Origin of the sequence: Pseudolysinimonas sp. (genome assembly GCF_049651805.1) — a bacterium.
Classification (GTDB): domain Bacteria; phylum Actinomycetota; class Actinomycetes; order Actinomycetales; family Microbacteriaceae; genus Pseudolysinimonas_A.
Window position 1 is genome coordinate 42,062 of the sequence record NZ_JBASCU010000024.1, and the last position, 7,717, is coordinate 49,778.

Below are 7,717 nucleotides of genomic sequence, written 5' to 3' on the forward strand. Positions count from 1 at the left end.
CGTGCCGTCAGGAGGCGCGTTCCGCGGCGACACGTTGGCCGACGACGGCGCTGACGCCGTCTTGGCGCATCGAGACGCCGTAGAGGGCGTCGGCGATCTCCATCGTGCGCTTCTGGTGGGTGATCACGATGAGCTGGGAGTGCGCCCGCAGGTCTTCCATGACGGTGAGCAGCCGCCCGAGGTTGGCGTCGTCGAGGGCCGCCTCGACCTCGTCCATGATGTAGAACGGGCTCGGCCGCGCCTTGAAGATCGCGATCAGCAGGGCGACGGCGGCGAGCGACCGCTCCCCGCCCGAGAGCAGTGACAGCCGTTCGATCTTCTTGCCCGCCGGTCGCACCGTCACCTCGATGCCGGTGGTGAGCAGGTCATCCGGCGCGGTGAGGTGGATGCTGCCGCTGCCCCCCGGGAAGAGCACCGGGAACACCTGGTTGAACGCCGCCTTGGTGTCTTCGAACGCCGACGAGAAGATGTCCTGCATCTTCTCGTCGATCTCGTCGATGATCGTCAGCAGATCCTTGCGGGTCGCGGTGAGGTCGGCGAGCTGCTCGGTGAGGAACCGGTGCCGCTGCTCGAGCGCCTCGAACTCCTCGAGCGCGAGCGGGTTGACCCGGCCCAGCTGCCCGAGTTTCCGCTCGGCCTTAGCCAGCCGCGCCTCCTGCTCTGCACGCACGAACGCGCGGCCACTTGCTTCGGGCGAAGGCGATTTCTCGCCTTCGCGCGCGGGCGCGCCGACGGCCGTCTCGGCCGTCGGGTCGTGAGCTTCCTCTATGGGAATCAAGACATCCGGCCCGTACTCGGTGACGAGCACGTCTTCGTCGAGGCCGAGGTCTTCGGCGGCGCGCTCGAGCAGCGTCGACAGGTGCAGCTTCTTCTCGTAGGCCTGCATCTCAAGGCCGTGCACGTTGTCGTTGAGGGCCGTCAGGCGCTCGCGCAACGTGTTCTCGGTGCGGCGCAGCTCGACGAGCTCCTCGTTCTGCGCGCTGCGAGCGGCTTCGGCGGCGGCCAGGGCGACCCGCGCCTGCGAGACCGACCGGTCGGCGACATCCAGAGCCGCCGGCAGGGCGGCGAGCACCCGCTGCGCCGCCTCGACCTGGTGCTGGCGCTGCACGGCGATGCGTGCCGCTTCTTCGGCGGCGGCGCGCTCGGCTTCGAGTTGAGCCTGCAGCGAGTCGGCCTGCGCGCGCTGCGCCCGCACCCGCTCCCGGGCCGTCTCGAGTTCGACGCGAGCCTGAACCTCGGCCGCGCGCGCGGTCTCGAGTTCGGCGAGCACCGCATCACGCGACGAGACGTCGAGCATCGGGCGGGGGTTGGCGGCATGCGCGTCGCGCTCGGAGCGGGCGACCTCGACGGCCGCCTCCGCCTCTTCGACGGCCGACGACAGGGAGCGCAGCGACTCGGCGAGCCGCTCCCCCTCGGCCTGGGCGGCTTCGAGGGCGACCCGCGACCGGCCGAGGGCTTCGCTGCGTTCCGCGAGGCGCGTGTCGAACTCCTTGAGGGCGGCGGATGCCTGCGCCGCATCGATCTGCGCGAGGTCGAGCGCCTCCCGCTTACCGGTGAGTGCGAACCGCTGCCGTTCGATCGCGGTCGTGACCTCGGTGAGCTTGACCTGCGCGGCATCCCGTTCGGCGGCGAGTTCGATGGTGGAGCGTCCGCCGCCCGAGCCGCCGCGCAGCACGTGCTCGGTCATGACGTCGCCGTCGCGGGTGATCATCGTCAGCCCGCCGAGCTTCGCGACGGCCGGCCACGTCTTCCGCGCGATCGCGAGGTCGTCGACGACGACGACGGATGCCAGCAGTCCGCGGATGCCGTCAGGCCCGGTCACGAGAGCGGCAGCCGACTCGACCCCGGCGGGCAGTCCCTTCGGCGCGGGGGTCTCGGCGGCGTCGGCGATGACGATCTCGACGCGCCCGGCCGATGCGGCGCGCACGTCGTCCAGTGCCGCGAGGGCGGCATCCCGGCTGTCGGCGAGCACGGCGTCGGAGAGGGACCCGAGCGCGGCGGCGATCGCGGCCTCGTACCCGGCGCGCACCTGGATGTGCTCGGCGACGAGGCCGCGGATGCCTTTCGCCCCGACGATCGCGCCGGAGCCGTCCTTCTGGTCGAGGGCGAGCGACAGCGCCCCCGTGCGGGCGGCGAGGGCGTCGCGCTCGCGCTCCGACGCATGCAACTCTTCGCGCAGGGCCTCGACCTCGCTGCGCAAGGTCTCGACAGCGCTGTCGGCAGTCGTCACCGCAGCGGCGAGCGAGTCGTCTTCGCGTACCCCGCCATCGTCTCCTTCGAGCGCCAGCAGCTCGTCGCGCGCGGTGTCGCGTCGGGCTTCCGCCTGGGTCAGCGCGGCCTTCTGGCGGTCGAGTTCGGCGCGGGTCGCCGCGAGCCGCGACTCGGCCGCGGCCACGACGCCGACGAGGCGGCCCTGCTCGAGGTCGTGTGCCGAGACGAGGGCGCTCTGCGCGCTGATCTCCTCGTCGAGAGAGTCCAGCGAGCCCCGGGCCGTCGCCGTGACGGCCGAAGCCCGGCCCAGGGACTCCTCGGCCTCGGTGACCCCGGCGGCGAGACGCGTGATCTCCTCGCGTGCGTCGTCGACCATGCGCTGGCTGATCGTCGATGACATCCCCGGCAGCTCGGACTGCTGGCCGAGCAGCGACAACCGCTGGTTGGCCAACGTGTAGAGCGATCGCATCCGGTCTTGCACCTGTTCGAGCCCGAACGCGATCCGCCGGGCCTCATCGACGGCATCCCCGACCATCGCCTGCTCGAGACGCCCCTGCCGCAACTTGGCCTGGTCGACCTGTTCCTGAAGCACGAGGCGCTCGGTCTTGCGCTCCGACTCGCCGCGCGAGAGATCATCGACGGCCGCCCGCAGCGAGACGACCTCGTCGGCGAGCAGGCGGGCGCGGGCATCCCGCACGGTCGCCTGAATCTGCGCGGCCTCGCGGGCGATCTCGGCCTGCTGCCCGAGCGGCTTCAACTGCCGCCGGATCTCGCCCGCCAGGTCGGAGAGTCGGGTGAGGTTCGCCTGCATCGCCTCGAGCTTGCGCAGCGTCTTCTCTTTGCGGCGGCGGTGCTTGAGGATGCCGGCCGCCTCTTCGATGAAGCCGCGGCGGTCTTCGGGGGTGGCGTGCAGAACGGCGTCGAGCTGACCCTGCCCGACGATGACGTGCATCTCGCGGCCGAGGCCGGAGTCGCTGAGCAGCTCTTGCACGTCGAGCAGACGGCACTGCTCGCCGTTGATCGCGTACTCGCTGCCCCCGTTGCGGAACAGGGTGCGCGAGATCGTGACCTCGGAGTACTCGATCGGCAGCGCGCCGTCCGCGTTGTCGATCGTGAGGTGCACTTCGGCGCGGCCGAGCGGTCCGCGGGTCGCAGTGCCGGCGAAGATGACGTCCTCCATCTTGCCGCCGCGCAGCGTCTTCGCGCCCTGCTCACCCATCACCCAGGCGAGCGCGTCGACGACGTTCGACTTACCGGAGCCGTTCGGGCCGACGACGCAGGTGACTCCGGGCTCGAACGCGAAGGTCGTGGGAGTCGCGAAGGACTTGAACCCCTTGAGGGTCAGGCTCTTCAGATACACGCGGCTCCGCTTCCATTGGGACTGCCCCTACGGTACCCGTTCTGTTGCGTGCGGCCCGCTCTGTGTAGTCTGGTCGGCTGCCCACGAGGTGGCGTGAGGCAGGTTCCACCATGAGTGGGTTTTCGATCGAGGAACTCGACGTTCCGGCGACGATCGACGACCCGTCGGCGGCCGCCTTCATCGACGCGGTCGAGGTCGGCAATGTCGTCGCGGTCGAAGCGTTCGGCACGCCTGACATCGTCTACGAGCCCGCCGAAGAGCTGCCCCAGTTCCACAACGCCTTCCAGCCGCATCGGATGCTCGTCGCGCGATCCGAAGGCCGGATCGTCGCGCAGGCCGTCATTGAGACAACGGTCGGCGACGAGGCCGACACGTCGTGGGTGCATGTGGCGGTGCATCCGGAGTTCCAGGGTCGCGGCGTCGGACGCGACCTGGCGGACCGGGTCGAGGCGGCGGTGCGGGCCGACGGCCGCCGCAAGGCGATCGCTTGCGTGCCCGGCCGCGACAACGACGGCGAGCGGCTCGCGTCGCCGACCGGCTTCGGCACGATCGCGGCCGACGCGCGCGCGACGCGATTCATGCTCGCCCGGGGGTACCGATTCGAACAGGTCGAACGACTCAGCCGACTCGAGTTGCCGGTGCCCGATCTCGACGGCCGCGTGGCCGCAGCGGAGGCGGCGAGTGGCGCCGACTACCGCGTGCACACCTGGATCGATCGCACCCCAGAGCGCTGGCTCGAGGACCGTGCAGCGCTGGCGACACGGATGAGCACCGACATCCCGAGCGCCGGGCTGGAGTACCCGCTTGACGTCTGGACGGTCGAGCGGGTGCGCGACGCCGACGACCGTCGCGAATCCCACCCGCGGCGCTCGCTCGTCGCCGCCGCCGAGCACGTCCCCTCCGGCCGTCTCGTCGCCTTCACGTTGTTCTCGGTGCCGCGACAGGAACACCGCGCGGTGCAGCAGTACGCGACCCTCCGTCATGCGGGAGCACCGTGGGCACCGGCTCGGGATGCTGGTCAAAGCCGCCAACCTCGCTCACCTTGCCGCGACCTACCCCGGCCACCCCAGCATCCTCACCTTCAACGCCGAAGAGAACCGGCACATGCTCGACGTCAACGAGGCGCTCGGTTTCGAGCCGATCGGCTACGAGGGCGCCTGGCGAAAGGATCTGTCGTGACTTTCACGATCGACGAACTCGCCATCCCGAAGACGGCGGGTGCCGACGGCTGGCACGACTTCGTGCGCGCGGTCGAGGTCGGCAACGCGGTCGACGCGATCACGTTCGGCACCCCGGACATCGCCTACGAGCCGGCGGAGGAATTGCCGAGCTTCCACGACCCACACAAGCCGGCCCACCTTCTCGTCGCCCGAGTGGACGGCGAGATCGTCGGCCGCGGGTGGGTCGAGATGCAGGCCGACGACCCCGACACCGCATGGAGCGTCATGCAGGTGCTGCCCGAGGTTCAGGGCCGCGGGATCGGTCGCGGCCTCGCGGCGGGCATCGAGGATCTCGTACGCCGGGCGGGTCGACGCAAGATCCTCGCCTACGCGTCCGAGCACGAAACGGGCGGGGAACGGCGCGTGCCGCCGACCGGGTTCGGCTCGGTCGCGGCCGGGTCGCGCACGACCCGCTTCCTCGACGCCAACGGGTATCGGCTCGAACAGGTCAACCGGGTGAGCCGCATCGCTCTTCCGGTCGCCGCCGTCGCCGAATCGCTGGAGGCGGCCCGCGGGCGCAGTGGACCCGACTTCGCGATCCACCGCTGGATCGGCGGCACCCCGGAGCGCTGGCTCGCCGACATCGCGACCCTCGTCACCCGCATGAGCATCGACGCGCCGGATGCCGGGCTCGAGACTCCCGAGGATGTCTGGACCGCCGAACGCGTCGCCAGCGAAGACGCCCGTCGCGCCGCCGAGAACCCCCGGCGCCTCGTCACCAGCGCTGTCGAGCACGTGCCGACGGGGCGCCTGGTCGCCTTCACCGAGTTCTCGGTGCCGCCGCACAGCCACCGCGCGGCGATGCAGTACGCCACCCTGGTGCTGCCCGAGTACCGCGGCAACGGACTCGGGATGCTGGTCAAGCTCGCCAATCTCGACTACCTGCCCGTGGCATCCCCCGGTCACCCGAGCGTCGTGACCTTCAACGCCGAAGAGAACCGGCACATGCTCGCCGTCAACGAAGCGCTCGGCTTCCTCCCCATCGCCGTCGAAGGCGCCTGGCGAAAGGATCTGACATGACCTTCACCATCGAAGAACTCACCATTCCGGCGACACTCGACGGCTCGCCCGCGGCACGGGACTTCGAGCAGAGCGTCGACGCGCGCAACGCTGCCGAGGAGTTCGTGACCGGCACGAGCGAGCTCTCCTTTCCGGCGACCGAGATCTTGCCGGGGTGGCAGCCGTCGGTGCATGAGCCCCGACGACTGTTCGGCGCGCGGGTCGACGGTCGCATCGTCGCCCGCGGCTGCTACGAGACCCGTTCAGAAGGGGATGCCGCCAACACGGCATGGCTGCAGGTGCAGGTGCACCCCGAGTTCACGAAGCGTGGCATCGGGCGGGCACTGTCGGACACGGTCGAGACGGTGGCATCCGACGACCGCAAGGTGCAGATCCACGTGTACGCCGGATCGCAGCCCGCGCCGGGGCCGCGACTCGAGCCGCCGACGGGCTTCGGCTCGCTGCCAGCAGGCGGGCGTGAAGTGCGGTTTTTGCTCGCGCGCGGCTACTCGCTCGAGCAGGTCGTGCGCGGCAGCCGGCTGCCGCTGCCCGTCGATCCCGAGCTGCTCGCCGAACGTCGCGTCGTCGCCGAGGAGCGCGCCGGCGGCTATCGCGTGCACCACTGGGAGGCGATCGCCCCCGATGAGTGGCTCGACGATCTCGCAATGCTCGCGACCCGGATGAGCACCGACGCCCCGTCGGGCGGTCTCGACGAAGAGGAAGACGTCTGGACGCCCGAGCGGTGGCGCGATGCGGAACGCAAGCAGGAGGACTCCCCGCGAGTCACGCTCTACGCCGCCGTCGAGCACGTCGAGTCGGGCCATCTGGTCGCCTACACCGAGTTGAGCGTGCCGCCGGATGCGGCGCGCCCGGCGGATCAGGGCGACACGATCGTGATGCGCGAGCACCGCGGCCACCGGCTCGGCATGCTGCTGAAGATCGCCAACATCCAGTACCTCACCGAGCGGTACCCGGGGCACCCGTCGATCACGACGTTCAACGCCGAAGAAAATCGGCACATGCTCGACGTGAACGAAGCGGTCGGCTTCGTGCCCTTCACCTACGAGGGCGCCTGGCAGAAGAAGTTGTGACGACTCGACGCCCGCTGGACACCGGAACGCCGCGACACGCGGCGAGGAGCTCGGCGTGTCGGCGGAAGTCGGGGCTGATCGGTCAGCAGCGCCCTCCGCGCAATCTCTAGCCGCGCAGCCGGGGCAGCCGCTGGCAGAACGGGCAGAAGTGCGACCCGCGGTTCATGAAGCTCTCGCGCACGATCGTTCGGCCGCACCGGGCACACGGCAGCCCGTGCTGCCCGTAGGCGTTGAGCGAGTGCGAGAAGTAGCCGGACGCGCCATTGACGTTCACGTACGTGCTGTCGAACGAGGTGCCGCCTTCGGCGAGCGCGCGGCCGAGCACAAGGCGCACCTCGGCGAGCAGGGTCTTCGCGCGCGGGCGGCTCAGGGTGCGCGTCGGCTGGGCGTAGTGGATGCGCGCCGCCCAGAGCGCCTCGTCGGCGTAGATGTTGCCGATGCCGCTCACCAGGGTCTGGTCGAGCAGCGCCCGCTTGATGCCGGTGTCTTTCGCCGCGAGCCGGCGCAGGAACAGATCGTCGTCGAACAGCGGGTCCACGGGATCGCGAGCGATATGGGCGACCTGGCTCGGGATGCGCTGCGCGGGGTGATCGTCCGCGTCGACCAGGGCGTCGAGCGCCATCGACCCGAAGATGCGCTGATCGACGAAATCCACCCGCACCGGTCCGTGCGAAGGCTGGTCGACATCCAGCACGATGCGGGTCAGCCGATCACGCGCTGCCGCCGGATCGCGTAACAGCACCTGCCCCGACATCCCGAGATGCACCACCAACGCCTCCCCACCCCCAGGGTTCGTGCCGGTTGGCGGTTCCGCGGGGCCGGAGCCGCCAAACGGC

4 protein-coding genes are annotated in these 7,717 nt (G+C 70.5%); 2 read left to right on the forward strand and 2 right to left on the reverse strand.

The features are described from left to right. Positions 1–7: 7 nt before the first annotated feature. Positions 8–3,571, reverse strand: coding sequence for a chromosome segregation protein SMC (smc, locus tag WBL06_RS06140; RefSeq protein WP_424455093.1), 3,564 nt, complete (start codon positions 3,569–3,571; stop codon positions 8–10). Positions 3,572–3,681: 110 nt separating this feature from the next. On the opposite strand from smc, the gene WBL06_RS06145 reads away from it, so the two are divergent. Together WBL06_RS06145 and WBL06_RS06150 are read left to right on the forward strand one after the other, a co-directional pair. Further along, positions 3,682–5,811 (forward strand): GNAT family N-acetyltransferase, encoded by a 2,130-nt coding sequence (locus tag WBL06_RS06145; RefSeq protein ID WP_424455094.1) that lies wholly within the window; start codon positions 3,682–3,684, stop codon positions 5,809–5,811. Further along, positions 5,808–6,881 carry a GNAT family N-acetyltransferase gene (locus WBL06_RS06150; protein ID WP_424455095.1) on the forward strand — a complete coding sequence of 358 codons (1,074 nt, stop codon included), beginning with the start codon at positions 5,808–5,810 and terminating at the stop codon, positions 6,879–6,881. The genes WBL06_RS06145 and WBL06_RS06150 overlap by 4 nt, the downstream gene beginning before the upstream one ends. 106 nt (positions 6,882–6,987) lie before the next feature. Here the strand turns inward: WBL06_RS06150 and mutM are convergent. Beyond that, a partial coding sequence (gene mutM / locus WBL06_RS06155) for a bifunctional DNA-formamidopyrimidine glycosylase/DNA-(apurinic or apyrimidinic site) lyase (RefSeq protein WP_424455096.1) occupies positions 6,988–7,717 on the reverse strand: 730 nt, incomplete at its 5' end.

Coding starts and splice junctions, on each gene's coding strand:
- WBL06_RS06145 (WP_424455094.1), top strand. CDS start 3,682: ATGAGTGGGTTTTCGATCGAGGAACTCGACGTTCCGGCGACGATCGAC.
- WBL06_RS06150 (WP_424455095.1), top strand. CDS start 5,808: ATGACCTTCACCATCGAAGAACTCACCATTCCGGCGACACTCGACGGC.